The sequence below is a fragment of the Cupriavidus sp. 22TCCZM01-5 genome (assembly GCF_057798915.1).
Genome location: NZ_JBYOJR010000004.1, coordinates 120,386 through 145,474, shown reverse-complemented (window position 1 = coordinate 145,474; position 25,089 = coordinate 120,386). Strand labels below are relative to the sequence as shown.

24 protein-coding genes, 1 tRNA gene and 1 pseudogene are annotated in these 25,089 nt (G+C 66.0%); 9 read left to right on the top strand and 17 right to left on the bottom strand.

The features are described from left to right. Window positions 1-29: 29 nt before the first annotated feature. The 4 genes from AC3FNH_RS05690 to AC3FNH_RS05675 all read right to left on the bottom strand — a co-directional run bounded on the left by AC3FNH_RS05690 (window position 30) and on the right by AC3FNH_RS05675 (window position 4,054). Window positions 30-689: an amino acid ABC transporter permease gene (locus AC3FNH_RS05690; protein ID WP_276099742.1), complete on the bottom strand. Its 660-nt coding sequence runs from the start codon at window positions 687-689 to the stop codon at window positions 30-32. Between the two features lie 107 nt (window positions 690-796). Beyond that, window positions 797-1,609 (bottom strand): transporter substrate-binding domain-containing protein, encoded by an 813-nt coding sequence (locus AC3FNH_RS05685; RefSeq protein ID WP_488719348.1) that lies wholly within the window; start codon window positions 1,607-1,609, stop codon window positions 797-799. 157 nt (window positions 1,610-1,766) lie between these two features. Further along, a complete protein-coding gene (locus tag AC3FNH_RS05680; protein WP_488719347.1) occupies window positions 1,767-2,693 on the bottom strand; it encodes a glutamate/aspartate ABC transporter substrate-binding protein in 927 nt (308 codons plus the stop codon). 80 nt (window positions 2,694-2,773) lie between these two features. Further along, the gene (locus AC3FNH_RS05675) at window positions 2,774-4,054 is read right to left on the bottom strand and encodes a D-amino acid dehydrogenase (RefSeq protein ID WP_488719346.1); all 1,281 of its coding nucleotides are present in this window, start codon (window positions 4,052-4,054) and stop codon (window positions 2,774-2,776) included. Window positions 4,055-4,178: 124 nt separating this feature from the next. Between AC3FNH_RS05675 and AC3FNH_RS05670 the strand changes: the two genes are divergently transcribed. Together AC3FNH_RS05670 and paeA are read left to right on the top strand one after the other, a co-directional pair. Then, window positions 4,179-5,153, top strand: a complete 975-nt coding sequence (locus AC3FNH_RS05670; protein WP_488719345.1) for a LysR family transcriptional regulator — start codon at window positions 4,179-4,181, stop codon at window positions 5,151-5,153. A gap of 61 nt (window positions 5,154-5,214) precedes the next feature. Further along, entirely contained in the window at window positions 5,215-6,546 is a 1,332-nt protein-coding gene (gene paeA, locus AC3FNH_RS05665; RefSeq protein ID WP_488719344.1) for a polyamine export protein PaeA, read from the top strand. A 163-nt stretch (window positions 6,547-6,709) separates the two neighbouring features. Here the strand turns inward: paeA and AC3FNH_RS05660 are convergent. The 5 genes and pseudogenes from AC3FNH_RS05660 to AC3FNH_RS05640 all read right to left on the bottom strand — a co-directional run. Beyond that, window positions 6,710-7,123: pseudogene (locus tag AC3FNH_RS05660) on the bottom strand (phosphatase PAP2 family protein); the annotation flags it as partial. Between the two features lie 418 nt (window positions 7,124-7,541). Continuing rightward, entirely contained in the window at window positions 7,542-8,414 is an 873-nt protein-coding gene (locus AC3FNH_RS05655) for a DUF1653 domain-containing protein (protein ID WP_488719343.1), read from the bottom strand. 140 nt (window positions 8,415-8,554) lie between these two features. Then, window positions 8,555-8,644: transfer RNA gene (locus AC3FNH_RS05650), tRNA-Ser, on the bottom strand. 81 nt (window positions 8,645-8,725) lie between these two features. Continuing rightward, entirely contained in the window at window positions 8,726-10,042 is a 1,317-nt protein-coding gene (gene serS / locus AC3FNH_RS05645) for a serine--tRNA ligase (protein WP_488719342.1), read from the bottom strand. 101 nt (window positions 10,043-10,143) lie between these two features. Further along, window positions 10,144-11,484 (bottom strand): replication-associated recombination protein A, encoded by a 1,341-nt coding sequence (locus AC3FNH_RS05640; protein WP_488719341.1) that lies wholly within the window; start codon window positions 11,482-11,484, stop codon window positions 10,144-10,146. 368 nt (window positions 11,485-11,852) lie between these two features. Between AC3FNH_RS05640 and AC3FNH_RS05635 the strand changes: the two genes are divergently transcribed. Next, window positions 11,853-12,497 carry a hypothetical protein gene (locus AC3FNH_RS05635; RefSeq protein ID WP_488719340.1) on the top strand — a complete coding sequence of 215 codons (645 nt, stop codon included), beginning with the start codon at window positions 11,853-11,855 and terminating at the stop codon, window positions 12,495-12,497. 34 nt (window positions 12,498-12,531) lie between these two features. Here the strand turns inward: AC3FNH_RS05635 and AC3FNH_RS05630 are convergent, their stop codons facing one another. The 4 genes from AC3FNH_RS05630 to AC3FNH_RS05615 all read right to left on the bottom strand — a co-directional run bounded on the left by AC3FNH_RS05630 (window position 12,532) and on the right by AC3FNH_RS05615 (window position 16,467). Beyond that, complete coding sequence (locus AC3FNH_RS05630) at window positions 12,532-12,924, bottom strand: hypothetical protein (protein ID WP_488719339.1); 393 nt, start codon at window positions 12,922-12,924, stop codon at window positions 12,532-12,534. A gap of 40 nt (window positions 12,925-12,964) precedes the next feature. After that, the gene (locus AC3FNH_RS05625) at window positions 12,965-13,354 is read right to left on the bottom strand and encodes a hypothetical protein (RefSeq protein ID WP_488719338.1); all 390 of its coding nucleotides are present in this window, start codon (window positions 13,352-13,354) and stop codon (window positions 12,965-12,967) included. Between the two features lie 8 nt (window positions 13,355-13,362). Beyond that, window positions 13,363-14,001 (bottom strand): outer membrane lipoprotein chaperone LolA, encoded by a 639-nt coding sequence (gene lolA, locus AC3FNH_RS05620; RefSeq protein ID WP_276099731.1) that lies wholly within the window; start codon window positions 13,999-14,001, stop codon window positions 13,363-13,365. A gap of 141 nt (window positions 14,002-14,142) precedes the next feature. Next, a complete protein-coding gene (locus AC3FNH_RS05615; RefSeq protein ID WP_488719337.1) occupies window positions 14,143-16,467 on the bottom strand; it encodes a DNA translocase FtsK in 2,325 nt (774 codons plus the stop codon). 166 nt (window positions 16,468-16,633) lie between these two features. Between AC3FNH_RS05615 and trxB the strand changes: the two genes are divergently transcribed. The 3 genes from trxB (at window position 16,634) to AC3FNH_RS05600 (ending at window position 18,992) form a co-directional block, all read left to right on the top strand. Next, the gene (gene trxB / locus AC3FNH_RS05610) at window positions 16,634-17,599 is read left to right on the top strand and encodes a thioredoxin-disulfide reductase (protein WP_488719336.1); all 966 of its coding nucleotides are present in this window, start codon (window positions 16,634-16,636) and stop codon (window positions 17,597-17,599) included. Window positions 17,600-17,676: 77 nt separating this feature from the next. Then, window positions 17,677-18,351: a Smr/MutS family protein gene (locus AC3FNH_RS05605; protein WP_488719335.1), complete on the top strand. Its 675-nt coding sequence runs from the start codon at window positions 17,677-17,679 to the stop codon at window positions 18,349-18,351. Next, on the top strand, window positions 18,351-18,992 hold the full coding sequence (locus AC3FNH_RS05600; protein ID WP_488719334.1) for a trimeric intracellular cation channel family protein: 642 nt from the start codon (window positions 18,351-18,353) through the stop codon (window positions 18,990-18,992). Before AC3FNH_RS05605 ends, AC3FNH_RS05600 begins: the two co-directional genes overlap by 1 nt. Window positions 18,993-19,020: 28 nt before the next feature. On the opposite strand, the gene glnK is transcribed toward AC3FNH_RS05600, so the two are convergent. The 3 genes from glnK to AC3FNH_RS05585 all read right to left on the bottom strand — a co-directional run bounded on the left by glnK (window position 19,021) and on the right by AC3FNH_RS05585 (window position 21,079). After that, window positions 19,021-19,359, bottom strand: coding sequence for a P-II family nitrogen regulator (gene glnK, locus AC3FNH_RS05595; RefSeq protein WP_039011353.1), 339 nt, complete (start codon window positions 19,357-19,359; stop codon window positions 19,021-19,023). Between the two features lie 278 nt (window positions 19,360-19,637). Then, window positions 19,638-20,597 (bottom strand): GlxA family transcriptional regulator, encoded by a 960-nt coding sequence (locus AC3FNH_RS05590; RefSeq protein WP_488719333.1) that lies wholly within the window; start codon window positions 20,595-20,597, stop codon window positions 19,638-19,640. A gap of 5 nt (window positions 20,598-20,602) precedes the next feature. After that, window positions 20,603-21,079 carry a hypothetical protein gene (locus AC3FNH_RS05585; protein WP_488719332.1) on the bottom strand — a complete coding sequence of 159 codons (477 nt, stop codon included), beginning with the start codon at window positions 21,077-21,079 and terminating at the stop codon, window positions 20,603-20,605. A 246-nt stretch (window positions 21,080-21,325) separates the two neighbouring features. Between AC3FNH_RS05585 and AC3FNH_RS05580 the strand changes: the two genes are divergently transcribed. Genes AC3FNH_RS05580 through AC3FNH_RS05570 form a run of 3 tightly spaced genes read left to right on the top strand, consistent with a single transcriptional unit; the run spans window position 21,326 to window position 22,953 of the window. After that, entirely contained in the window at window positions 21,326-22,315 is a 990-nt protein-coding gene (locus AC3FNH_RS05580; RefSeq protein ID WP_488719331.1) for an SLAC1 anion channel family protein, read from the top strand. 35 nt (window positions 22,316-22,350) lie between these two features. Further along, entirely contained in the window at window positions 22,351-22,677 is a 327-nt protein-coding gene (locus AC3FNH_RS05575; protein ID WP_488719330.1) for a DMT family transporter, read from the top strand. 18 nt (window positions 22,678-22,695) lie between these two features. Further along, the gene (locus AC3FNH_RS05570; protein ID WP_488719329.1) at window positions 22,696-22,953 is read left to right on the top strand and encodes a hypothetical protein; all 258 of its coding nucleotides are present in this window, start codon (window positions 22,696-22,698) and stop codon (window positions 22,951-22,953) included. Between the two features lie 12 nt (window positions 22,954-22,965). Here AC3FNH_RS05570 and AC3FNH_RS05565 read toward each other — a convergent pair whose 3' ends face one another. After that, the gene (locus AC3FNH_RS05565; protein ID WP_488719328.1) at window positions 22,966-25,014 is read right to left on the bottom strand and encodes an NAD(+) synthase; all 2,049 of its coding nucleotides are present in this window, start codon (window positions 25,012-25,014) and stop codon (window positions 22,966-22,968) included. Window positions 25,015-25,089: the final 75 nt, after the last annotated feature.

Genomic DNA, 25,089 nt, shown 5'->3' with positions numbered 1-25,089 from the left:
CTGGCCCTTTTTGTTTGCCGAATCGGTGCTCAGTGTCGCCCCGGCAACGACAAGCGGCGCTCCAGCATATGCTGCAGCCCCGAAAGCCCGGTGCTGAGCACCCAGTAGATCGCCGCCACCGAAAGGTATAGCGGCAATGGCTGGTATGTGGCCGCGATGACCTCCTGCGCCGTGCGCAGCAACTCCGTCACGGTAATGACCGACACCAGCGAGGTGTCCTTGATCAGGCTGATCAGGCTGTTGGAAAGACTCGGCACCGCCAGGCGCAGCGCCTGCGGTCCCACCACATAGCGCAGCGTCTGCCCGGGCGTCAGGCCAAGGCTGTACGCGGCCAGCCACTGGCCACGCGAGATGCCGAGAATCGCGCCGCGCATGCTCTCCGAAAGATAAGCCCCCACATTGAGGCTAAGCGTCAGCACGCCGGCGGGCGTCGGCTCCAGCGCGATGCCGACGCCCGGCAAGCCGTAGTAGACGACAAAGATCTGCACCAGCAGCGGCGTACCGCGCATGATGCTGACGTACCCACGCGCGATGCCCTTGAGGAAGGCGCTGTGGCTGATGCCCATCAGCGCCACCACCGTGCCCAGCACCAGCCCGAAGGCCATCGACCACAGTGCGAACTTGATGGTCAGCAGCGTGCCCTGCAGCAGCACGGGCAAGGAATCGGATACGAGCTGGAGAGCGGACATTTGGGGGAGGCAGAAGGAAATGCACGCATCGTAGCGGCCTGCCGGGATGTGCGCAAACCCCGCGCGGCCTTCGGCCGGGCGGGGTACGGGTTACAGGCAGAAGCTGCTTACTTGCCGGGCTTGGTCACGTCCGAGCCAAACCACTTCACCGACAGCTTGGTCAGCGTGCCGTCCTTGCGCAGGTCGTCCAGCGCATGGTCGATGGCCTGGGCGAACTTCGGGTTGTCCTTGCGGAACGGAATGGCAACTTCGGCATTGGCGCCCGGCACCACCGCGCCGGGGCGCAGCGGCAGGTTGGCGGTCTTGATCAGGTAGTTCACCATCAGCCGGTCATTGAGCGCGGCATCGACGCGCTGCGCGGCCAGGTCGCGCAGATACTCGGGCGCGCCGGGATAGGTCTTGACGTCGATGCCCGGCACCGACTTGGCCAGATCGTTGTAGTTGCTGCCCAGGCTCACGCCAAGCTTGTGGCCCTTCAGTTCTTCCAGCGACTTGAACTCGCGCTTGTCATCCTTGCGCTGGATGAGCTGGGCGGCGGAATAGACGTAGGGCGTGGAGAAGTCCAGCACCTGCTTGCGCTGCGGCGTCACCGAGACCTGGTTGACGATCACATCGAACTTGCCCGCCTGCAGGCCGGCAATGATGCCGCTCCATTCGGTCGTGACAAATTCCGGCTTCACCCCGAGCTTGGCGGCGACGGCACGCGCCACATCCACGTCAAAGCCATCGAGCTCGTTCTTGGGACCGCGGAAGCCGAACGGCGGATAGGTGCCTTCCAGGCCAACCTTCAGCACGCCGGCCTGCTTGACGCTATCGAGCAGGTCCGCGGCGCTGGCCGCGGTGCCAGTCAGGCCGGCAGCGCCGGCAATCAGCGAGGCAGCCAGCAGGGATTTGAGCCAGCCATGACGAATCGAGCGCATATGTTCTCCAGTGGGATGCGGAATGGCCGGCGGTCTCTCATGAAGACCTGCCGGCCGCTTGTGCTGCTATGAGCCTATATCGGCCTCAACACTACCGCAAACACTATCGATTTAGAAATAACGATTCATCATGGCTATATAACCGCCAGCGCACCTCTTACTGGAATGCCTTGTCGTTCGGCGCGGCAAACAGCGCCTTCATGTCGGCGGACAGCGGGTAATTCATGTTGATGCCGCGCGGCGGGATCGGCGACATGAACCACTTGTTGTACAGCTTCTCGGCCCGGCCGCTGGTCATCAGGTCGGCCACCACGCCGTCGGCCAGTTTCTTGAACGACGGGTCGTCCTTGCGGAACATGCAGGCGTAGTTCTCGGTCTGCAATGGCGCGCCCACCACGACCCAGTCTCCCGCGCTCTTGGCCTTGGTGCGTTCGCCGTACAGCAGCGGCTCGTCCATGACAAAGGCCGCGGCACGGCCGCTTTCCAGGATCAGGAACGACTGGCCGTGATCCTTGGTGCTGATCAGGTTCATGTTCATGGCCTTCTCGCCGTTCATCTTGACCAGCAGACGCTCGCCGGTGGTGCCGGCAGTGGTAACCACATTGCGGTCCTTGAGGTCGCTGAACTCCTTCACGCCCGAATCCTTCTTCGTCAGCATCTTGATGCCGTACACGAACAGGCTGTTCGAGAACGCCACCTGCTTCTGCCGTTCAAGGTTGTTGGTGGTGCTGCCGCACTCGATGTCGATGGTGCCGTTCTGTACCAGCGGAATGCGGTTCTGCGAGGTAATCGGCGTGAGCCTGACCTGCAGGTTCGGCATCTTGAGATCGCTCTTCACCTTGTCGACGATCTGCAGCAGGATCTCGTGCGAGTAGCCCATCACCTCCTTGCCGTCGGTGTACGAGAACGGGATCGACGACTCGCGGTAGCCGAGCGAGATCACCCCGCTCTCCTTGATCTTGCGCAGCGTATCGCCATCGGCGGCACAGGCCGACGTCGCGGCGAATGTGCTGACCAGGCTGAGGGCGACGGCTGCGAGCAGGTGCAAGGGAACCCGGTTGCGGCAAGTGTGCGATTGCTTCATGTTGGCGCTCCTTCTGTTGAGGGTGCTTGTTGATCGAGGCATTTCGTCGGAACCACGTACTGCAAGACGCTGCCGTGCGGCTATGCGCGCGCGGCGGAAAATTCCTCTGCGTTGACGGCTGGCGTGCGGCCGGCGAGCCGGTCGGCCAGCAGGCCCGCGCTGCCCATGGCAAGCGTGAAGCCCAGCGCGCCATGCCCGAGATTGAGCCACAGGCCGCGCACCCGCGATGGACCGACCATCGGCAAGCCGTCCGGCGTGGCAGGCCGCAGTCCCGCCCAGGGCTGCAGCTGCGCCAGCGGGATATCGGGCACGATACCGTCAAACAGTGCACGCGTCTGCGACACCAGCGTGCCGACGCGCTCCGGATCGATACGCGCGCCTCCGCGCACCAGGTCGGCCATGCCGGCAACGCGCAGCGTATTGCCGATGCGCGCATAGACGATCTTGTTGGCGAAATCCGTGATGCTGATATGCGGTGCGCGCGCGCTGCCCGACAGCGGCACGGTAATGCTATATCCCTTCAGCGGCCACAGCATCGGACGCACGTCCAGCGGGCGCAGCAGCGGCACGCTGCCGATGCCGCCGGCCACCACCACGGCATCGGCCGGCACCACTCCGGAAGCCGTTTGCACACCGGCAATGCGATCCCCTTCCCGCACCAATCCCTGCACGATGGTACCGAAGCGCATCGACACGCCGGGCCGCTGCTGCAGCAACCGTGCCAGCGACAGGCAGAAGCGGTGGCAGTCGCCCACTTCCTCGCTCGGCGTATAGATCGCGCCGGCAATCTCGTTGCGGATGCCCTGCAGCGCGGGCTCCAGCGCCACGCAAGCCTCCCGGTCCAGCGCCTGCTGCTCGCAGCCCAGGCTGGCCTGATAGTCAAGCAGGCGCCGCGCCGACTCGAACGCGGCGCCATCGCGGTGCACAATCAGTTTGCCGCGCCGCGCAAAATCGAAGTCCGTCCCCGCTCCGGCCTTGCCGCCTTCGCTGGCCACGAACGCCTGCATCAGGTCGCGCGAGTAGAACGCCAGGCGCAGCAGCTTGCGCGTGGTGGCCTCGCTGGTGGCGGCGTTGCATGCGCGCATGAACGCGGCCAGCCAGCGCCACTGCGCCGGGTCCGCCACGGGCCGGAAGCGCATGGGCGAATCGTGGCGCAGGAGCCAGCCCGGCACCTTGCCCATCACGCCCGGCCCGGCCAGCGGCGCCACGTAGCTGTAGCTGAGCTGGCCGCCGTTGGCGAAGCTGGTTTCCTCGCCGGGGCCGTCATGCCGCTCGAGCACGGTCACTTCGTGGCCATCCCGTGCCAGGCGCCAGGCGCTGGTCATACCGACCACACCGGCGCCCACGATCACTACCCGCATTGCCATCCTTCTCGCTTCCGATCCGATGGCAGCAGCGTAATCGAGCGCACGCGGCTTGCCCAATGCCAATACGTGCCAGAATATGTCTTCAGGCTATAGGCCGCCACGCACCAGCATTGCCACCATGCGATTGCGCCAGATCGAAGTCTTCCGCGCCATCATGCTGACCGGTACGGTCAGCGAGGCCGCGCGCCTGCTCCACGTCTCGCAGCCCGTGGTCACGCGCGTGCTGCAGCATGCCGAGGCCTCGCTCGGCTTCCGGCTGTTCGAACGCGTGCGCGGCCGCCTGCAGGCCACGCCCGAGGCCACCGCGCTGTACGGCGATGTCGAAAGGCTATATGGCGAGATCGAGCGCGTGCGGCGCGTATCGGAAAGCCTGCGTCACAAGGGCGCCGGGCGCCTGCGCGTGGCCGCCACGCCAAGCCTGGCCGGCCCGCTGCTGGTGCCGGCGGTGCGCGGCTTCTGCGCGCGCTACCCCGACACCCAGGTGCAGGTGCTGACCCACCATACCGACGAGATCGTCGACGCGCTGCTCGCCAACCAGATCGACCTGGGTTTCGCTTTTTCGCCGCCGCGCCATGAAGCCATCACCTCCGAGCCGGTGGCTGCCGGGCATATGCTGCTTGCGGTACCGCGCGGCCAGCCCTTGCCCGCCGGCGGCCGGCGCCAGGTGGTGCCCATGCGCAAGCTGATGGAGCGGCCCTTCATCGGCTATGACGACAACAGTTCGCTCGGCCTGCTGGTGCGCCAGACGCTGGCGCGGCATGCGCTGGAGCCGCGCTCCACGCTGGAAGTCCAGACCTACTCGCTGGCACTGTCGCTGGTGGAAGCCGGCCTGGGCATGGCCCTGCTGGACCAGTACACGGCGCTTAGCACCAGCCCCGGCCGCGTCTCGCTTCATGCCGTGCAGCCTGCCCTGCCGTTCGAAATACAGTTGCTGCGCGCGAGCCACCGCGCCGCGTCAAGCCTGGTGGACGACATGCGCGCGCAGTTCGCGCAGGCCGCCGCGGCTCTCGCCGCCACCCTGCCCGAGCGGCTCGAAACTCCCGTTGCCAGCTTCGACGCCACTATGGCTGCCACCGCCCGGGGGCGCGATTGATTGACAGCCTCGCGCGGCCTGCACCATCATCAAGGCGCCCGAACGGCGCCTGCATCCAGCCATGTTCGTACTGACCCTGCTCCTCCTGATCCTGATCAGTGCCTTCTTCTCGATTTCCGAGATCGCGCTGACCGCCGCCCGCCGCACCAAGCTGCAGACCCTGTCCGAACGCGGCGACCGCCGCGCCACCAAGGTGCTGCTGCTCAAGGAAGAGCCCGGAAACTTCTTCACGATCGTGCAGATCGGCGTGAACAGTGTCGCGATCCTGGCCGGTATCCTCGGTGAAAAACATGTCTCGGACCTGGTATTCGCGGGGCTGTCACCCTATATGGACGCCGGCATCGCGCAGCGCGTCGCGAACATCGGCTCGTTCCTGATCGTCACACTGCTGTTCATCCAGTTTGCCGACCTGATCCCCAAGCGCATCGCCATGTCCTTTCCCGAGGCATGCGCGCTCGCGGTGATCGATCCCATCCTGACGTTGCTGCGCGTGCTCAAGCCGCTGGTCTTCGTGTTCAACGCCGCGGCCGATGCGACCCTGCGGCTGTTTGGCCTGCCGACCAAGACCGTCGAGCAGATCACCACCGAGGATATCGCCGCCATGGTCGACGCCGGCGCCGAAGCCGGCGTGCTGCTCAAGCATGAGATCCACCTGATCGAGAACGTGTTCGAACTGGACTCCAAGAACGTCACGGCGATCATGACGCCGCGCGACGACGTGGTCTACCTGAGCCTGGACGAGACCGCCGACAGCGTGCGGCGCAAGCTCGTCAACCAGCCGCACGCGCAGTATCCGGTATGCGGCCACGATCTCGACGACGTGCAGGGCTACATCGCCTCCAAGGACATCCTGCAATTGCTGCTGGCCGACGAGAGCGCGACGGTGATCGGCAATATCGGCAAGCACCACGACAAGAACGTGCTGGTGATTCCCGACACGCTGACATTGTCCGAAGCGCTGACGCGCTTTCGCGAAATGCACGAGAACTTTGCCGTGGTGATGAACGAGTACGGCATCGTGGTCGGCATCGTCACGCTCGACGATATCGTCGGCGCCCTGATGGGGGACATCCTCTATTCGAGCGAAGACGAGCAGATCGTGCGGCGCGACGACAGCTCGTGGCTGGTGGATGGACTCACGCCGCTGGTCGACCTGAAGAAGGCGCTGGAGATCGACTCGCTGCCCGGTGAAGACTACGTCGATACGGTGGCCGGGCTGGTGATCTACGCGCTCAAGCGCATTCCGAAGAAGTCGGAATCGATCACCGTGGCGGGCTTCCGCTTTGAGGTGCTGGACATCGACCATCACAAGATCGATCAGCTTCTGGTGTCGCGCCTGCCGGTCGGGACAACGGAAGCGCCGGAGGAACAGGCGCCGCAACCGGGTCGCTGAGCGCGCCCGCCCGCCGGTACTGCCCGATCCTGTCCGGCAGTCGAAATGCAATCAGATAACCGGCAGCCGCCACGACCGTAGCCGCGGCGATCGCGCCCAGCTGCCACGCCGGTAGCCGCGCGGGAACGTGCAGCATGACATAGGCCGTACCGAGCAAGGTGATCCACGCAAGACCCAGTGCAAATCCGGCCGCCACGTCGGAGAACCAGTGCATGCCCAGGTACAGTCGCGACAGGCCGATCGCCGTCACCGCAACGGTTGTCAGCGCGAGCACCGGCACGCGCACGCGCCATGGCTGGCGCAGGCAGACCAGCAAGGCGAGAAAGCCATAGGTAACCATGCTGCTGGTGGCATGGCCGCTCGGGAACGAGTAGGACTCCAGTCCGCTGTAGATGCTGGCCGGACGATGGCGCTGCAAGCCGAACTTGAGCGCCATCACGCAGGCGCGCGCACCGAGCAGAGCGATGGCCCAGTACGCCGCGGCGGCCCACGCGCGCCGCCACGCCAGCCAGGCGAAGACCACGACGCCCACCGCTACCGAGATTCGAGCGCCGCCCAGCTCGGTGACGGCAATCATGGCGACATCGAGCCAGTCTTGCCGCGCCGCGCGCAGCTGGCCGAATACCGCATGGTCCAGCGCGACGATACCGTGCCCTTCTGCAATCCCATCGACCAGCCAGAGCAGCGCGCCGCCGCAGGCCAGCAGGATCGCGCCTGCGGCGGCAACGAGCAGCAACTCGGCTGCATCGCGCTCCAGCATGCGCAGCGTCATGGCACCCAGCCGCGACGGGCGGCCACCCGCGTCGGCGGTGCGCCTGGACAATGCCGCCACGCCTGCGGCACGCCACGCATCGAGCCGGCTCACCAACGGCCGAAGGATGATGAGCAACAGCGGAATCAGCCAGAACAGAAGCACGGCCGCCAGCGCGAACAGCGCCAGCACGCCCAGCGCGTTGGCGGGCATCACCATGGCCGCACTTGCCTCGTGCATGTATTCAGCCGCCGGCAACGCGCGCAATGTTGGCGCGCGCCGGTGCCTCGCAGTCGGCGAAGGCGTCGGTGCCGAATAGCCGCGGACGCTGCGCGAGCGTGGACAGGAAGGTAGCGCGGCGTTCGCGGAAGGCCTGCATCAGCGGCTCGTCCGCAAGCCCGGTTTGCGCCGCCAGCAACGCACGGTTCTCTTCGAAGACGGCAAGGCTGTATGCGTCGAAGTCTGCCGCTGGCACGGCGAGCCGATAAAGGTCCAGATCGAGCACCAGCGCCGAGTCAGCGACCGTGGCCTCGTGCGTGCGCGTATCCAGCACGATCTGCGCGGCAAGCGCGATGGTGGCGGCATCGACGCCCGGCGCCATGGTCGGGATCAGCGCGGCGGACGCGGCCTCGTTGTGTTCGCAGCCGGGGACATACACGGCGTCATGGAACAGCACCGCCAGCGCCTGGGCAGGATTCAGCGCCACGCCCCGCACCTGTGCCTGTTCGAACATCTCGAGCACATGGCGGCGATCGTGATAGTGCCGGTATGGCGCGTCATACTGCGCCAGCACTTCGAGGACTGCCTTGCGCGGCAGGAAATCGAGGCAGGCCAGCGCAGCCGGCCAGTCCGGCGCAAAGCGCGGTACCGTGCCTTGCGTGGTGGCCACGGGCTCGGTGAAGACCTCCGCGGTACGCACCCACAGCAGGGAACGATCACGCATCGCTTGATAGACCACCACCGGCGACAGGTCGGCCTCGAACCGGCCCACGCCGACCACGGCATAGGCGCCACCCTTGTAGTGCCGGTACGGCATGCCGGGAACCAGGCCGGCATCGCGAGGCAGTTCGTCGGGATCGCCCTGGAAGCGCGGCGGTTCGGCGGGAGTGGATGTCATCGGCTGCCCTCGGAAGTCCGGCACGTAACAAACCGGCGCACAAAAAACAAAACCGACGCTTGCTTGCGCAAGAGTCGGTCTGAGTTTTACTACAGTCTTCTTGTCTGCCGGTGGTCGAAACAGTCGGCAGCTTCTTGTATTGGCGGAGAGGGTGGGATTCGAACCCACGGTACCGTCGCCGGTACGCCTGATTTCGAGTCAGGTACATTCGACCACTCTGCCACCTCTCCGGTAACTTGGTCGCCGTGCAGCGAAACCAACATTATAGACAGGTTCAGCCAGCCAGCGCAAGAGGCTGGCGTGCAGTTTTTTTACAGTTCAGGTTCCAGTCGCGTGGTGCCACCCATGTACGGCTGCAGCGCGGCCGGGACGGTGACGGAGCCATCGGCGTTCTGATAGTTCTCGAGGATGGCGACCAGCGTGCGGCCAACGGCCAGGCCCGAGCCGTTCAGCGTGTGCACCAGTTCCGGCTTGCCCTGCCCCACGCGATAGCGCGCCTGCATGCGGCGGGCCTGGAAGTCGCCCATGTTCGAGCACGAACTGATCTCGCGGTATGTGTTCTGCGCCGGGATCCACACTTCGAGGTCATAGGTCTTGGTGCTGCCGAAGCCCATGTCGCCCGTGCACAGCACGATGGTGCGGAATGGCAGTTCGAGCTTCTTCAGGATCGCCTCGGCGTGGCCGACCAGCTGCTCCAGCGCATCGAACGACTGCTCGGCCGGCACCATGTGCACGAGCTCGACCTTGTCGAACTGGTGCTGGCGGATCATGCCGCGCGTGTCCTTTCCGTATGAGCCCGCTTCCGAGCGGAAGCAAGGCGTATGCGCGACGAAGCGCAGCGGCAGCTTGTCGCCCGCGACGATGGCATCGCGCACGATGTTGGTCAGCGGCACTTCGGCGGTCGGGATCAGGTAGAAATTCTCGGTGCGCTCGCCCGGGTTGTCGTCACCCGCGCTGCCGACATGGCGCGGCACCTTGAACAGGTCTTCCTCGAACTTGGGCAACTGGCCGGTGCCGCGCATCGACGCGGCATTGACGATGTACGGCACGTACATCTCGGTGTAGCCGTGTTCCTGCGTGTGCGTGTCCAGCATCAGCTGCACCAGCGCGCGGTGCATGCGCGCCACGCCGCCGCGCAGCATCGAGAAGCGCGAGCCCGTCACCTTGGCCGCGGTATCGAAATCGAGGCCGAGCTTCTCGCCGACGTCGACGTGATCGCGCACCTCGAAATCGAACCGGCGCGGCTCGCCGACGCGGCGCACCTCGACGTTCTGGGTCTCGTCCTTGCCGACCGGCACGCTTTCATGCGGCAGGTTCGGAATCGACAGCATGAGGTCCGACAGCTGGGCCTGGATTTCCTCGAGGCGCGCGGCGGAGGCCTTGAGCGTGTCGCCGATGCCGCCCACTTCCGCCATCACGGCCGAGGCGTCTTCGCCCTTGCCCTTGAGCATGCCGATCTGCTTGGACAGGCTGTTGCGGCGGGCCTGCAGTTCCTCGGTCTGGGTCTGCAGTTGCTTGCGCTCGCTTTCGAGCGCCTGGAAGGCCGCTACGTCGAGTTGGAAGCCGCGCGTGGCAAGGCGTTGCGCCACGGCGTCGATGTCTTTGCGGAACAGCTGGATGTCGAGCATGTTGCGGTGTGGGAAGTGCGGGGCCGGCGACATGCCGGCGGACCCGCCATTTTACTTCACCCGCGCGCTCCGCCGCCTCGGAACTGTGCGCGCTTGCCGCCTCATTCCCCGTTTTTGCCCTTGCCGCGGTGCTCGCGGTGCCAGGCGTCGTCGAGTTCGCGCAGGTGGCGCAGCTTCTCCGCAATCTTGCCTTCCAGGCCGCGCGGCACAGGCTGGTACCAGCCCTGCGCCTTCAGGTCGTCGGGGAAATAGTGCTCGCCCGCCGCATAGGCTTCGGGTTCGTCGTGCGCATAACGGTAGGCGTGGCCGTAGCCCAGTTCCTTCATCAGCCGCGTGGGCGCGTTGCGCAGGTGCACGGGCACCGGGCGCGACTTGTCCTTGGACACGAACGCACGTGCCGCGTTGTAAGCGTTGTAGCCGGCGTTCGACTTGGGCGCCACGGCCAGGTAGATCAGCGCCTGGCCGAGCGCCAGCTCGCCTTCGGGCGAACCCAGGCGCTCATACGTTTCGGCGGCATCCAGGGTGATGCGTGCGGCGCGCGGATCGGCCAGGCCGATATCCTCCCACGCCATGCGCACGATACGCCGCGCCAGGTAGCGCGGATCGGCGCCGCCGTCGATCATGCGGCAGAACCAGTACAGAGCGGCGTCGGGGTCCGAGCCGCGCACCGACTTGTGCAGCGCGCTGATCTGGTCATAGAACGCATCGCCGCCCTTGTCGAAGCGGCGCAGGTTCTCCGACAGCGCGCTGCCGAGCAGCGTGGTATCGATCTCCGTTGTGCCGGCATTGCGGGCCGCCCTGACCACGATCTCGATATTGTTCAGCAGCTTGCGGCCATCGCCGTCGGCGGAGGCCACGATGAGCTTCAGGGCCTCATCCTGCCAGGTGATGCCGCCCAGTTCTTCGCTGGCGCGCTGCGCGAGCTGTGTCAGCTCGGCATCGTCGAGGCTCTTGAGCACATACACGGCCGCGCGCGACAGCAACGCGCCATTGACCTCGAACGACGGATTCTCCGTAGTCGCGCCGATGAACGTGAACAGCCCGCTTTCCACGTGCGGCAGGAACGCATCCTGCTGGCTCTTGTTGAAGCGGTGTACCTCATCGACGAACACCAGCGTGCGGCGCCCGTGCGCGCGGAACTGCTCGGCGCGCTCCACTGCCTCGCGGATGTCCTTCACGCCGGACAGCACGGCCGACAAAGCAATGAACTCCGCGTCGAAGGCATCGGCCATCAGCCGCGCGAGCGTGGTCTTGCCCACACCGGGCGGCCCCCACAGGATCATCGAATGCGGTTCGCCGGACGCGAACGCGACGCGTAGCGGCTTGCCCGGCCCGAGCAGGTGCTGCTGGCCGATCACCTCGTCGATATTGCGTGGACGCAGGCGCTCGGCGAGCGGTTGCCGGGAACGGTCGGAAGAATCGGAAAACAGCGTGTCCGCCACGGTATTCAGGCCTCGGAAATCGCCAGCTGCAAGGCATCGGCGTGGTTGGCGCCAGCGGCGCCGGGGAACGTGACAGTGTAGACCATTGTCTCGTCAGCGCCGCGCGGCGGTGGCTGTTGCCAACCATCCGCCAGGGGGCCGAACCCTGATTTCCCTCAAGTCCAGGCCGTTGGCTGCCGATATCCGGGCCTGGGCCGGCTCCGGATTCATTTCATGGCAGTGATCACCTCGCGTCGCCACGGGATGCATTCATCGAGCGGAGACAACAGACAAAGCTGCGGGCAAGGCCGGCCGGATGTAGCCATCCGCCACGCGGCTACAAGATCGCCTGGGGAATTATGCTGAAGTATCACTTTCTGGTCTTCAAGATGAAACGGCTTGTCGGCAAGGGCAGGCTCAGCAGCGTGGAAGAGGTTTCCCTGGCCGGCCAACTGGCCGAAATGATCGACTCTGCCGACGCCGCGCAGCGTGTGCTCGTCGATCTGGCCGATCATGACAACCCGCAGATCCGGCGCATCACGGTCAACGCCATCCGCCGCTCGCACCAGCTGGGCGCCCCGGGCCTGCCGGCCGCGCTGCTGCGCAGGATGGCCGACACGGAACCGCTGATCCGTCATGACGCGGTCTGGATCGTCCAGGACAACAAGATGGATGGCGCCGAGCTGCGCGCCGCCCTGCGGCGGCTGGCCGGCAAGGTGCAATTGCCTCGGGACGCCGATCGCGCCCGCGCCAATCCGTCCGACGCGGCACTGATGACGCAGGTACGCGCGCGCATGGCACTCGACAAGCTGCTGGAAAAGAGCGCGGCCGTACGCAATGCCGCGCTGGCCGCCGGGGCCTTGGACATCGGCAATGGCCAGCCCTACGCTGAAGGCACGGTCGGGCACAAAGGCCTGGTGCTGCGTGCATTGCGACGCAAACAGGCCGGTCGGCGGCTCGACAGCAGCGTGAAGCTAACCTTCCGCAAGGTCGAGCCGACCGCGGTGACCGGCAACAAGCGCTTCCTGCTCTGAAGCCCGCGCGGCCCGGCAGCTTCCCGCCCGACAACTAGCCGCGGCGCACCCACGCCACCTTGCCGGACGTAATGCCCAGGGTACGGCGTTGCGGGTTGTAGTCCATGGTGCCCGGATACTGCTGGCCATCGCGCTCACCCAGCCGCCAGGCGCAGCCTTGCAGCATCGCAGTGGCCTCGGCCTCGGTCTTGCCGACCAGGCTGTCGTCTCCGAGCTTGTCGGCCTGGCAACCCTCCGGCGTGCCAAGTGCGCCCTGCGGGCCGGTCGGGCTCCGGGTGGGACCCTGGGCGGGCCCCTGAGTCGGGCTGGTGGAGCTGGTGGAGCCGGTAGCTCCGGCGGGTGGCGCGGACGGCGCCGCGCACCCGGCGCCAAGCGCCGCTGCAAAGGCTAGTGTGTGCAGTGCATGTCGACGAAGCATGGAGAGCATGTTCTGTTCCTTGGTCCAGTGAAGCTTCGCGCCGCTCTGATCAGCCCTTGGCCCGGTCGACCAGGGTCTTCATGGCGTCGGCGGGCAACGGGCCATGACAGGTCCGTTCGCCGCCGGCTTCGCTGGTGACGAGCCAGACCTGCGCCAGCGAATCGGCGCGATGCAGCACCCAGGCCGGACCGCGCGCACTGCTGCTGGGCGGCAGGTCTTCCAGCACGCCGGTGCTGGCCGATTGCAGCATGACCGCGCACTCGTTCGCGGGAATGCGCGTCGCGGACAGGAAGGCCGGGTTGCCGAGCACTTCCGGCAGCGCCGTGTCGGATCCGCGCAGGAAGGAATCGACATCGAACTTGCCGCCTCCCGCCGTTGCGCAGGCGGACAGGCCGAGTACGACCGCCAGGGCGCAAAACACTGGTTTCAGTGCAGACATGGCGCGCCTCATTGCTTCATCACGTCGGCGCCCTTGGGCACCGTGAACCGGAACGCATCCGCCGGCAATGGCGGGTTCTTCTGCATCGCGGAGAATGTCAGCAGCGTGGTATTGCCAAAGGCGTCGCGCAATTCCATTGCCTCGAGATTACCGCCCTTGAAGCCGATGCCGATGCGCTCGAACTGCGTGTCCTTCGACTTCGGCGTCATCTCCAGCCACTCCACGCCGTCCCGCGTGGGACCGTTCTTCACCGTGAAGTTCTTCTCGAAGTCGTTGCTGCCGAACAGGATGGCCGCCGGGCTGGAACCCAGCGCGCCGTCGAGCTTGCGCTCGGTAACCTGGTTCAGGTCCTTGTCGTAGATGTAGAGCGTCTGGCCGTCGGCCTGCAGCAACTGCTCATAGGGCTTGGCGTAACGCCACGTGAATTTCCCGGGGCGTGCGAACACAAAACTGCCGCTCGACGTGCCGGTGACCTTGAGGCTGTCGCCCTGCCCCCTGACCTGGCGCTGCGTGAATTCGCCCTTGGCGCTCTTCACGCCGGTAACGAAGCTTTGGAGCTGGTCGGTGGCGGCGGCCAGGGCCGCGGGCATGTGCGCGGCAAAGACGGCCAACGCGGCACAGGCCGACACGAGAACGCGTTTTCGCATGTATCAGATCCTTGCTGAGGGAAAAGGCGCCACGCCAGTCTGCATGGCGCGGCGGTGCAACCTGATGGTTAGAGCGTGTGAGCGGCCCCGGATTCCTTCCGGCGCCACCTGCCGGGTAACCACATGTTACCGATGCGGCGCTCAGTCATCTTCCCGGGCCGCGCCGGGTTGCGCCAGGATGTCCCGGTTGCCATTGCCGGACATGGCCGATACCAGCCCGGCCTTTTCCATATCCTCGAGCAGACGCGCGGCGCGGTTGTAGCCGATGCGCAGGTGGCGCTGCACCAGTGAGATCGATGCGCGCCGGTTCTTCAGCACGACTTCCACGGCCTGGTCATAGAGCGGATCGGCTTCGCCACCGCCACCACCGATGCCGGCACCGCCGCCAAAGCCATCGGTACCGCTGTCGCCTTCCGTCAGGCCGCCTTCGAGGATGCCCTCGATATAGTTGGCCTCGCCGCCTTCCTTGAGCTTTTCGACCACACGGTGCACTTCGTCATCGGAGACAAAGGCCCCGTGAACGCGCACCGGCAGGCCGGTGCCCGGGGCCAGGTAGAGCATGTCACCCATGCCGAGCAGCGCTTCCGCGCCCTGCTGGTCAAGGATGGTACGCGAGTCGATCTTGCTGCTGACCTGGAAGGCGATACGCGTCGGCACGTTGGCCTTGATCAGGCCCGTGATCACGTCGACCGACGGACGCTGCGTGGCCAGCACCAGGTGCAGCCCGGCGGCGCGCGCCTTCTGCGCGATCCGCGCGATCAGCTCCTCGACCTTCTTGCCCACCACCATCATCAGGTCGGCCAGCTCGTCGATGACGATCACGATGGTCGGCAGCTTCTCGAGCGGCTCGGGCGCGTCCGGCGTCAGGCTGAACGGGTTCGGGATCTTTTCTTCCTTCGCCGCGGCTTCGTCGATCTTCTTGTTGTAGCCGGCCAGGTTGCGCACGCCGAGCTTGCTCATCAGCTTGTAGCGCCGCTCCATCTCGCCGACCGCCCAGTTCAGCGCGTTGCCGGCCTGGCGCATATCGGTCACGACCGGGCACAGCAGGTGCGGAATGCCTTCGTAGACGCTCATTTCAAGCATCTTCGGGTCGATCAGGATCAGGCGCACGCTGTCCGGCTTGGCCTTGTAGAGCAGCGACAGGATCATGGCGTTGATCCCGACCGACTTGCCCGAGCCCGTGGTGCCGGCCACCATGCAGTGCGGCATCTTGGCCAGGTCGGCCACCATCGGCTTGCCGGCGATGTCCTTGCCGAGCGCCATGGTCAGGCTGGAAGCGCTTTCGTTGTAGACCTGCGAACCCAGGATTTCCGACAGCCGCACGGTCTGGCGCTTCGGGTTCGGCAGCTCCAGCCCCATGTAGTTCTTGCCCGGGATGGTCTCGACCACGCGGATCGACACCAGCGACAGCGAACGCGCGAGGTCGCGCGCCAGGTTGACCACCTGGCTGCCCTTCACGCCGGTGGCGGGCTCGATCTCGTAGCGCGTGATCACGGGGCCCGGGTAGGCCGCCACCACTTTGACCTCGACGCCGAAGTCCTTGAGCTTCTTCTCGATCAGGCGCGAGGTGAATTCCAAAGTTTCGGCGCTGACGGTTTCCTGATGCGGCGGGATCGGGTCGAGCAGCGACAGCGGCGGCAGGTCCGAATCCTGGATATCCGCAAACAGCGGCTGCTGCTTCTCGCGTTCGACGCGCTCGTGCTTTGGCACCGCCTGCGGGCGCACGATCTGCACCGGCGTCGCCTCCTCGATGCGCACGCGCTGCACTTCCACGGTTTCGGTGCGCTCGACCTTGGCGGCTTCGCCGATGATGCGGTCCTGCTTGCTCTCGCGCCGGGCCTTGAAGCCAAGGAACAGGTTCTCGACAAAGCCGCCGATATGCTCGGCCACCGACAGCCACGAGAAATGGAAAAACAGCGACAGGCCGATCGCCAACATCAGCAGCAACAGCAGCGTGGCGCCGGTGAAGCCCAGCGCAGTCTGCATCCAGCCGCCGAGCAGGTCGCCCAGCACGCCGCCCGGCGCGCGCGGCAGCGCGGCCCGCAGCGGATACATGCGGATGGCCTCCAGGCCCATGCTGGAAAACAGCGTCAGCGCGAAGCCGATCCAGCTCACCGTCACGCCCTGGCGATGCTCCTCGCGCTCGGGCAGTTCCGCGGTCAGCGTGCGCCAGCCGCGCCAGCAGCGGCGCACCAGCAGCACCGCCCACCAGTAGGCCGAGAAGCCGAAGATGAAGAACAGCACGTCCGAGACCCAGGCGCCCACGCGGCCGCCGAGGTTGTGGATGTCTGCCACCTGGTTGGCGTGCGACCAGCCGGGGTCGGTCTTGCTGTAGCTGGCCAGCACGCACAGGAAGCCCAGCGTGACGGCCAGCAACAGGAACCAGCGTACTTCGCCAAGCAGTTTGCCGATGCGCGAAGGCAGCGCCGACGGGTCCGTCCGGGTGGTGGTGGTTGCTCTGGCCATGCCTTGGTCTGGTTCACTTGCAGGTGATGGTGGCGGCCATTTTAGCGTGGCCGGGCCCTATCGCCGCCATTGGAATTTGCAACAGTGGGCAAATGCCGCTCCTCTTATAATGTCGGTTTCGAGCAATGCCGGTGCGCAGCAAGGCGCACCGCCACAGGAACGCATCATGGCAAAACACGCAAAAGTGCTGATTCTCGGATCCGGTCCCGCCGGCTACACCGCCGCTGTCTACGCGGCTCGCGCCAACCTGGAGCCGGTGCTGATCACCGGCCTGGCGCAAGGCGGCCAGCTGATGACCACCACGGATGTCGAGAACTGGCCCGGCGATGCCAAGGGCGTGCAGGGTCCGGAGCTGATGCAGCGCCTGCTGGCCCATGCGGAAGAATTCAAGACCGAAATCATCTTCGATCACATCCACACCGCCAAGCTCGTCGACGAAAACGGCAACCCGGCCCGTCCGTTCCGCCTGATCGGAGACGCCGGCGAGTACACCTGCGATGCGCTGATCATCGCCACCGGCGCCTCGGCGCAATACCTGGGCCTGCCGTCCGAGGAATCGTTCATGGGCCGCGGCGTGTCCGCCTGCGCCACCTGCGACGGCTTCTTCTACAAGAACCAGGAAGTGGCCGTGGTCGGCGGCGGCAATACCGCCGTGGAAGAGGCGCTCTACCTGTCCCATATCGCCAGCAAGGTCACCGTGATCCACCGCCGCGACGGCTTCCGCGCGGAGCCGATCCTGGTCGACCGCCTGCTGCAGCGTGTGAAGGAAGGCCGCGTCGAAATCCGCTACGACAGCGTGCTGGACGAAGTCCTGGGCGATGATTCGGGCGTGACCGGCATCCGCATCCGCGGCACCAAGTCGGGCCAGGCTGAAGACATCAAGCTGGCCGGCGTGTTCATCGCGATCGGCCACAAGCCCAATACCGACCTGTTCGTCGGCCAGCTGGCCATGCAGAACGGCTACCTTGTGACCAAGTCCGGCCTGGCCGGCGATGCCACCGCCACCAGCATTCCGGGCGTGTTCGCCGCCGGCGACGTGCAGGACCACGTCTACCGCCAGGCCATCACCAGCGCCGGCACGGGCTGCATGGCCGCGCTGGACGCCCAGCGCTTCGTCGAAGCCCTGAAGTAAGCCCCCCTGCGGCCCGGCCGACCGGCCGGGCCCGTCCCCGATCGATATAATTGCGCCGAGCCCCCGGAGAATTTTCCATGACGCACGGTGCCAGCAAACCCGACCGTCCGACCAAGCGCTTCGGCCTGAATGACCTGGCCGGACTGCGCGACACCCTCAAGGCCGACACCGAGCGCCGCGAAGCCGAACGGCTCGCCGCCGAGCAGGCCGCGCAACGCGCGCGCGAAGAGGCCGACGTCTTTCGCAGCAGCGTGGGCCAGGTCAGCCAGTTGCGCGAGCGCAACCACGCCGCCCTCCCGAATCCCCGCCCCGCCCCGATTCCGGTGCAGACGCAGCGCAATGACAAGGCCGTGCTGGAAGCTTCGCTGTCCGACGAATACGACGTCGATATGCTGTTGGAAACGGACGAGACCTTGTCCTTCCGCCGGCCCGGCATCGGCATGGACGTGATTCGCAAGCTGCGCCGCGGCGAATGGGTGCCGCAGGACAAGGTCGACCTGCACGGCCTGCGCACCGAAGAAGCACGCGAAGCGCTGTCGGAATTCCTGCGCCGCTCGGTGCGCAACGGCGTGCGCTGCGTGCGCGTGATCCACGGCAAGGGCATCGGCTCGCCCGACAAGGTCCCGGTACTCAAAGGCAAGGTCCGCAGCTGGCTGGTGCAGAAAGAGGAAGTGATCGCCTTTGTCCAGGCCCGCGAGGCGCTGGGCGGCGCCGGCGCGGTGATGGTCCTGTTGCGCCAGCCCCGCGCCTGATGCACCTGCCACTGGAATTGCTGATGGGGCGCCTGCCCCTGATCCTCCATGTCATGGAGGTGATCGGCATGCTTTCCTTTGCCGTATCGGGTGTGGTCGACGCGCGCAAGCAGCGCCTGGACGTGGTGGGCACCTTCGTGGTCGCGTTCGCCACCGCGTTCGGCGGCGGCACCGTGCGCGACGTGCTGCTGGACCGCCGGCCCTTTTACTGGGTCGAGCACGAAGGCTATGTGCTGCTGATCTTCGCGATGTCGATCGGTGCGTCGCTCGTCCTGCGCGTGGTCAGCCGCGTGGCGTCGGAGCGCGCCATGATCGTGGCGGATGCGATCGGCCTGGGGCTGTTCTCGGTGACGGGCGCCTCGCTGGCGCTGGTGGCGCAGATGACACCGACCGTGGCGGTCATGATGGGCATCATCTCGGCCGTGTTCGGCGGGGTGGTGCGGGACGTGCTATGCAACGAAGTCCCGATGATCCTGCGCGACCGCTCGCCCTACGCGACGTGTTCGTTCGTGGGCTGCTGGGTCTATATGGGACTGACCTGGCTGCAGGTGGATCAGGAAGCCGCGCTGCTTGCCGGCGCACTGAGCATCATCGCGATGCGGCTGGTGTCCGTGCGCTACGGCTGGAAACTGCCGAGCTGACGCCTGGCGGCGCCGCCCGGCGCACGCATCAGACCGCGGCTTCGTCCTGCTCGCCGGTACGGATGCGGATCACGCGCTCGATCTCCGTCACGAAGATCTTGCCGTCGCCGATCTTGCCGGTGTGCGCGGCCTTGACGATGGCGTCCAGCACGGTATCGAGCTGGTTCTCGGCGACGACGACCTCGATCTTGATCTTCGGCAGGAAATCGACCACATACTCGGCACCGCGATACAGCTCGGTGTGCCCCTTCTGACGGCCAAATCCCTTCACTTCGGTCACCGTCAGCCCCGTCACGCCGACATCCGCGAGCGATTCGCGCACTTCGTCGAGTTTGAACGGTTTGATGATGGCGGTAATCTGCTTCATGACTGGCCCCTTGTTTTAGTCGTTGGGTAGCGCGCCATCGGCGCGCAGCGGGCGCGCAGAGGGCGTGGTTCGCTTGGCATTTTACCAGCCATTGACGCGGTCTATCGACGGCGCGCGCCGTTCAATTCATGCGCAGGGTGCGCTGGCGCGCGCATGACGCGGCTGCCTTATACGCCCCATGCTTGTGGATAACCTTGTGGGCAACCTTGTGATGAACCCGTGGCAAAAGCTGTGGATCACCTGTGGATCGACTGTGGACTGCCTGTGGAAAACTGCAGCTATGCGGTGGCGCGAAAGCGGCGCCGGTAGTCGGCTGGTGACACGCCCAGCCGCCGGATAAACGCGCGCCGCAGGCTGTTCGGGTCGTTGAACCCGGTCAGCGCCGCGACGCGCTTGAGCGGATTGCGGGTCTCTTCGAGCAGGCGCCTGGCGGCATCGATACGCGCGCCTTCGACGAAGTCCGCCGGCGTGACCTGGCACTCCTGCTTGAAGATCCGTGCGAAGTTGCGCGTGCTCATGCCGGCCCGTTCGGCCAGGTTCTCGACCGCGAGGCGCTCCGCGAGATTCTCCACCACCCAGTTCTGCACATCCCGGATCGCGCTCTTTTCCGCGCTCTGCGCGGCAAGGTGCGCGCTGAACTGCGACTGGCCACCGGGCCGCTTCAGGAACATCACGAACTCGCGCGCGACTTTCAGCGCCACGGTGCGCCCGAAATCTTCCTCCACCATGGCCAGTGCCAGGTCCAGGCCGGCCGTGACGCCCGCCGACGTGTACAGGCTGCCGTCCTTCACGTAGATCCGGTCCGGCTGCACCTTGATTTGCGGAAACTGCCTGGACAGGCGCTCGGTGGAATTCCAGTGCGTGGTCGCGCTGCGCCCGTCCAGCAGGCCGGCATGGGCCAGCAGCATGGCCCCCGAACACACGGACCCGAGCCGCCGTACCGTCTTTGCATAGCGCTTCAACCACGCTCCGATGGCGCCATCGTTCTCGAACAGGCTGACCTGCGGGCTGCCGGCGATCAGCAGGGTGTCGATATCCGGACTGCTGGTCTCGAGCGTCGTGTCGGGCGTAATGGTCATGCCATTGGAGGCGCGCAGCACGCCCGGCACCGGCGACACGATCTCGAACGCATAGGCTCCGGGTTGCCCTGCCTGGCGCGCGCCTTCGTGGAAAACGTCGAGGGGACCGGCGAGATCCAGCATCTGGACTCCGGGAAACGCAAGTACGGCAATCTTCATGACGATCAGGCGGCAGTGTCGGCTTGCGTCAGTTTAGTCAATTTCGGCCACCGTCCTTGTAAGCCGGTGACGCCGGACCGATAGCGCACGATCGTGATCTCTACAATGCGCCGCCCCTCCAGCATGGCCCGGCCGCGGTCCAGCGGCGTGCCGTCGACGCGGCTGCGCTCGGCACCAAGCACTGCCGCATCGCCACCGGCCGCGCGCACGCGCTCGGCCACGCGGGAAAGCAAGATGCGGCCGCCAATCCAGCCTTCCGGGCTTTCGACAGTGGTGTAAGCAAGGACTTCGTACGCGCCGGCGGGTTCGCCGCGCGTCCAGATGTCGATGCCATCCACGGTTTCCCGCCCGCCGCCCCGGCCGTCACGCAGCGCGTGGCTACCCTCGTATCGCTGGATAGGAGCCTGGATGCACGCGGAAAGGCCCGCACAGCACAGCGCCAACCAGGTGATCCCGGCTCCACTAGATTGCCTGATTTTCATGGTGCGTCCTGAATACATTCAACGGAAACGGGGCGCAGTCTAGGCCGTCGTGCCGACCGCGAAAACGCCATTGGCCGAGAGCGGGCACGGATTGGCGTAAATTGACGTAATAGTCTGCTTCAAGCCAACCCAAGGTTTTCCCATAATGCATTCCACCAGGGCCCTGCTCCATCCCGGAACGCGGTCCGGGGCCGTTCCACCGCCGATGCGACGTGCTCGGCAACCCAAAGAGGCAGACGAAGCACCATGACTATTGCAGCCAATCCCGCCGCCGCGGCGCCCCTCCAGCGCAGTTCGGTCCAGCATCTCCCGGTCAACCTGTTCGGCGCCGTCATGGGCCTGTCGGGCCTGTCGCTGGCATGGCGTGGCGCGAGCAAGGTATTTGGCACGAGCCCGGCCATTGCCGAAATCGTCGGCGTGGTGGCCATGATCACATTCGTGGCGCTGGCGATCGGGTACCTTGCCAAATGGCGCCTGTACCCGGCCGCCGTCAAGGCCGAGTTCAACCATCCGATCGCCGGCAACTTCTTCGGCACTATCACCATCGCCATCCTGCTGCTGTCGTCGATCGTCGGCGTCTACAGCGAGACGCTCGGCCAGGTCGTGTGGACCATCGGTTCGGTGCTTACCATCGCACTGACCTACGTGATCGCGAGCCGCCTGTTCCGCGGCAAGGGCGACCCGGCGCATGTCGGACCGGCCTGGCTGATTCCCGGCGTGGCGACGCTCGATATCGCCGTGGCCGGCGGCACCATGCCGATGTCCTGGGCGCCCGAGCTGAACCTGTTCGCGGTGGCGGTCGGTGCCGTGATGGCGCTGGTGTTCTTCGCGATGATCTTCTCGCGCCTGGTCCACCATGATCCGCTGCCGGCCGGCATGGTGCCTTCGCTGATCATCCTGATCGCGCCGTTCGAGGTCGGCTTCCTGGCCTACGTGAACATTACGCAGCACGTCGACATGTTCGCTGCCATGCTGTTCTACTTCGGCCTGTTCCTGTTCGTGGTGCTTGCGGCCAAGGTGTTCCGCCGCTCGGTGCCGTTCGCCGCTTCGTGGTGGGCCATCAGCTTCCCGATGGCCGCGCTGTCCAACGCCGCGCTGAAGTATGCGCACCATGCGGATACCGGCGCGCTCCACGTCGTCGCGGCGGTAATCCTTGCGCTGCTGACCATTGCCATTGCCGTGCTGTTTGTCCGCACGCTGCATCGCCTGTTCACGCACCGCCTGCTGGTCGGCTGACGGTGGCATCTCTTCAAACCCGAGCCTTTGCCAAGATGTCCTGGATCCTGCTGGCCTGCGCCGGCGTGCTGGAAATTGCCTTTGCCTTTGGCATGAAATGGTCCGCCGGCTTCAGCCGGCTGTGGCCGAGCCTGTTTGCCGTGCTCACCGGGCTCAGCAGCATCATGCTGCTCACGCTCGCCCTGCGGGCCTTGCCGGTGGGGACGGCCTACGCGGTCTGGACCGGTATCGGCGCGGCGGGAACCGCCGTACTTGGGATGGCGTTGCTGGGGGAGCCGGCATCGCCGGCCCGCATCGGCTGCGTCGCGCTGATCCTGTGCGGCGTGATCGGGCTGAAGCTGGCTTCGGCGGACGCATCGTGACACAGCCAACAACGTCCCATGCCACTGATCGAAACCGCTGAACGCGTGCTGTTCCAGGCCCTGGTGCGCAGCCATGAGGGGACCACCGCGGACTTCCGCCTGACTGGCCGCGAACGGCAGCCGGCCGACCCGGCCGGCATCTACGGATATGCCGTGGTCGACTGCCTCGCCAGCGGCAGGCAGCAGGCCTACCCGCTCGATGAAACCGCCGACTGGCTCATGGCTTTCCGCAAGGACCTGCTCGCTGGCAGCTTCGAAACACCGTCGGCCGCCTAGCCGACAGGTGCCTCAGTCAGGCACCTTCTCCAGGTCCTTCAGCCACACCACCGATTCCGAGTCGCTCGGCGCGCGCCAGTCGCCGCGCGGCGATAGCGAGCCGCCCGAGCCCACCTTGGGCGCGTTCGGGATGCAGGAGCGCTTGAACTGGCTCGTGCGGAAGAACCGGTCCAGGAAGATCGCCAGGTTGCGCTTGATCTCCGGCAGGCCGTACTGGTTGCGCGCCACGTGTGGCCCGTTGGGCCAGGTGCCGTGCTCGCGGTCGCCCCAGGCATGCAGCGCCAGGAAGGCGATCTTCGACGGGGTAAAGCCGAAGCGCAGCGTGTAGTAGAGGTTGAAGTCCTGCAACTCGTACGGGCCGATGGTGCTCTCGGTCTTCTGCTCGGGTCCGTGGTTCGAATCGCCGGGCACCAGTTCGGGGCTGATGTCCGTATCCAGCACGTTGATCAGCACGTCCGAGCCGCCTTCACCGACCTGCCCGGTTTCCGCCACCCAGCGCACCAGGTGCGAGATCAGCGTCTTGGGCACGCTGGCGTTCACGTTGTAGTGCGACATATGGTCGCCCACGCCGTACGTACACCAGCCGAGCGCCAGTTCGCTGAGGTCGCCGGTGCCGATCACGATCGCGCCGTTGTGGTTGGCCAGCCGGAACAGGTGGTTGGTGCGCTCGCCAGCCTGCACGTTCTCGAAGGTCACGTCATAGACCTTCTCGCCGCGTGCATACGGATGGTCCAGGTCCTTCAGCATTGCCAGGCAGCTCGGGCGGATATCGATCTCGCGCGCCGTGCACCCCACCAGCTCCATGAGCTGGCGCGCCTGGCGCAGCGTGCGGTCGCTGGTGGCAAAGCCCGGCATGGTGTAGGCCAGGATGTTCGAGCGCGGCAGACCCAGGCGGTCCATCGCCTTGGCGCACACCAGCAGCGCGTGGGTGGAATCGAGCCCGCCCGACACGCCGATGACCACCTTCGAGATCTTGCTCGCCGACAGCCGCTGCACCAGCGCCTGCACCTGGATGTTGTAGACCTCGTGGCAGCGCTCGTCGCGCTGGCGCGGATCGGCCGGCACGTACGGGAAACGCGCGACCTTGCGCTCGAGCGGCAGCGCCTTGTCCAGCGGCACGTCGAGCGGGAAGCGGACCACGCGGAATTTGTCCACCTCGGCTTTGTGCCGGCGCACGGAGTGGCCGAAGGTCACCTGGTGCATGCGCTCGCGCGACAGGCGCTCGACGTCCACGTCGGCGAACAGCAGGTGCGAGGTGTCGGCAAAGCGCTCCGATTCGGCCAGCAGTTCGCCGTTCTCGCAGATCAGCGCCTGGCCATCCCAGGCGAGATCGGTGGACGACTCGCCCTTGCCGGCGGAGGTATAGAGATAAGCGGCCAGGCAACGCGCCGATTGCTGCGACACGAGTTGGTGCCGGTAGCCCGCCTTGCCGATCACGATATTCGACGCCGACAGGTTGACCAGCACCGTAGCACCGGCCAGCGCGGCAAACGACGACGGCGGGATCGGCACCCACACGTCTTCGCAGATCTCCGCATGGAAGCGGAAGTACGGAATGTCCTCGACCTCGAACAGCAGCCCGGCGCCGAACGGCACGTCCTGGCCGAGCAGGCGGACGGAGTCCGTGGCCGCGTTATCGGCTTCGCTGAACTGGCGCGCCTCGTAGAACTCCCAGTAGTTCGGCAGGTAGGACTTGGGCACCACCCCAAGCACGCGACCCCGCGCCACCACCACCGCGCAGTTGAAAAGCTGGTGCTCCACGCGCAGTGGCATGCCCACGATCAGCGCCGCCGACAGCTTGCGCGAGGCCTCGACGATCGTGCCCAGCGCCGCTTCGCAGGCATCCAGCAGGGCCCGCTGGTGGAACAGGTCATCGCAGGTATAGGCCGAGATGCCGAGCTCCGGAAACGCCACCAGCACGGCGCCCTGCCTGGCCGCCTGCGTGGCCAGGGCGATGGTCTCGGCGGCGTTGAAGGCCGGGTCGGCCACGCGGCAGACCGGCACGCCCACCGCCACGCGCGCAAAGCCGTGGGAATACAGGTTGAAAAACGGATTCTTCATATCGGGCCTTGGTTGCCGGCCTTGGTTGCCGGTCTGCAGCGCGGCAGGCCTGCAGCCGGCGGCATAGGAGGTTCT